The organism is Bifidobacteriaceae bacterium (assembly GCA_031281585.1).
Lineage (GTDB): Bacteria > Actinomycetota > Actinomycetes > Actinomycetales > WQXJ01 > JAIRTF01.
In genome coordinates this window covers 1-2,632 of the sequence record JAITFE010000149.1, presented here as the reverse complement: position 1 = coordinate 2,632, position 2,632 = coordinate 1, and the positions used below count along the sequence as shown (strand labels likewise).

The following is a 2,632-nucleotide window of genomic DNA, read 5'->3' as shown; positions in this document are numbered from 1 at the left end:
GGCTGCGCTGGCCGGACGGGTTCGTTTGCCCCTGGTGCGGCGCTGGCCGCGGGCCGCGCGGCAAAGACGGCCTGCGGCGCTGCGCAAGGTGCCGCCGCCGCGTGTCGGCGACGGCGGGGGCCGTCTTCCAAGACACCCGCACGCCGTTGAGTGTCTGGTTCGAGGCGGCGTGGCTGATGGCCGTGCCCGCCAACGGCGTGTCCGCGCTGACCCTGTCGCGGGCCCCAGATCGGGTGCCGCCGCCACCCCGCTCTCAGCGTCACTCAACGTCCATGACGCCAGCGCGTCACCACCGCCCAAATAGTAGTCGTCAGCGGTTGAACGGTCAGTCTCGACGTACCGGCGGGCGTCAGCGCCCGTGCCGCGAAACGGCTTGACCCCACCCCGCACGACACACCCGCATCCCTTCTGACGGCGGTCCCGTCAGAAGGGAGGTGCGCACGGCTACCCCCGGTAGATTACGTCCCTCATCGTTTGGAAGCGGTTTTCGATCACGGGTGGTTCTGCGAGGGGGTGCCTCGGCGCGAAGGGGCGCGGCGCCGCGATGGCCGGGCGCGTGGCGCAGTTGAGGCACGCCGGCGATGCACGTGCGGGGCGGCGCGGCGCTGTCAGCTGCGGCAAGCGGCGGCTGACGGGCGGAGCGCAGCCCCGAAGCGCCTGGGCCGCGGCTCTAACCGATGGTCGGCTCGCCTGTCCGCCCCCAGGCCTGAGCCGTCCAGCGTCAAGCGGCCCGGTAGTTGGTTCGCAGAGCGGAGACGGGCAGGGCCCGGATGGAGTTGTCCAGCTCGTTGGCTTGGGCTCCCGCGTACACCACGAAGCCGCAGTCGGGCCTTTGCGGTCGCGGAGCGCGCGCAACCCCCTCACGTCGGCCGGGTTGAGCCGCGTGGCGGCCTTGACCTCAATCCCGATTCGGCGGCCGCCGAACCCTTCCAACACCGAGGCCTGTGTCACCTGAGTGGACCTTGGCCCGCGTGTGACTTTGGCTGGCAGATCGGGTGGCCAAATCCGGCAACCAATGTATGAGGAGAGGCGGCCGAACACCGCCATGTAGCGGTCCACGGTGCGTTTGTCCACACCCATGAGCTGACCCAAGTGGCTGGCGTTGAAGACGCCTCCGGGGCCCGTGCCCGCTGAAACCCTGCGCGGCGGGTTGCCGCCGCCGCGCTGGTCACCGGTCGCAGTGGCGAGCGGCCTGTTGGGCCAGCCGCACGGGCGGCCGTCGCATCGCCGCCCGCGCGCCACAAGGGCCCGGCGTTCAGTTGGCGCGTTTGCGGCGGCCCCAGGCCAGAGCCAACGCGCCCGCGCCCATCAACGCCAACGCCAGCGCCGTGACCGGCCCCAACGCGGCCGAACCCGTCAACGGCAGCTTGCCGCCGCCGCCTCCAGCGCTCGCCGACGCGGTCGGGCCAACGCTCGAGCCGGCCGTCGGCTCGCCCGTCGGGCCGTAGCTCGAGCCGATGGTCGGCTCCCCGGTCGGGCCGGTGGTCGGCTCGCCCGTTGGGCCCGCGCTGGGCTCCCCGGTCGGGGTTCCGGTCGGCTCGCCCGTCGGGCCCGCGCTCGGCTCCCCAGTCGGGGTGCCAGGCGGTCCGCCGGTCGGGGTTCCAGTCGGCTCGCCCGTCGGGCCCGCCGTGGGGCCGCTCGTCGGGTTTCCGGTCGGTCCGCCCGTCGGAGTCCCAGTCGGTCCACCTGTGGGCTCGCCGGTCGGAGCCCCGCCCGCCACCACTGCGAACGACTCCTGGAAAGACCCGGAGACGGCGCCCGTGAACACGATCAGATGGTTCCCCACCTCGGCGGCCGGCGGCACAGCCCAGGAGAACTCGACCCGGCCGTCCGCGTCGGCGTTGGCCGTCCCGACCACCTGCGGATCCGAATACATCACCGCCTCGACCGCCTCTCCGGGCTGGAAGTTCACGCCGACCGCAGTCTGCGTCCCGCCCCGAACCACGGAGGCGACGGTGATCATGACCCTCGGCACCCCGATCCGCCATTGGAACTCGGCCGAGTTCCCCGCCGAATCGGTGTGCTCAACGGCCACCAACTCACCTTCGCCCGCCAAAGGCGCCAGCGCGCAGGCCCACGTCCCGGACGTCGACACGACTGCGGAGCACAACCGCGTCCCGTCCTCGGCCGTGACCACCACCTGGGCGCCGATCTCGCCGGTGCCCGCCAACTGGGCCCCGTCGGAAGGCGAGACGGTGCCGGGCGAAGGAGGCACGGCATCGACCGCCAACAGCACGACAGGCGAAACACCGCCCGCCGAATCCTCAATCCAAACAGACACCTCGGTGCCGTTGCCCAAGCCCGGCAGCACGCACGCGAACGAACCGTCACCCGCCACCGGACAACGAGCCAACTCGCCGCCGACGCCGGCCACCACAACCACCAGGCCGCCTTCGGCCGCCACCGCCCGATCCGCGGCCGCCACCTCGCCGGCCAACCGCACACCATTCGACGGAGCCACCTGCGGAACAGACAACGGCACCCTTGGGCCGACGGCGTCAACAAACACCGCCGTCTGCGGCGAGCCGGTCACGTCCACACCGCCGATCCTCGCCCCGACGCTCCACACCGCCGGCACCGGCGAGGAGAACTCGAACACCGCCACCCCATCCGCGCCAGCAGCCACCACACG

1 protein-coding gene is annotated in these 2,632 nt (G+C 72.4%); it reads right to left on the bottom strand.

All coding sequences use genetic code 11. From position 1 onward, the window contains the following. Nucleotides 1–1,255: 1,255 nt before the first annotated feature. On the bottom strand, nucleotides 1,256–2,632 hold a 1,377-nt coding region (locus tag LBC97_15580; protein ID MDR2567446.1), incomplete at its 5' end, for an Ig-like domain-containing protein.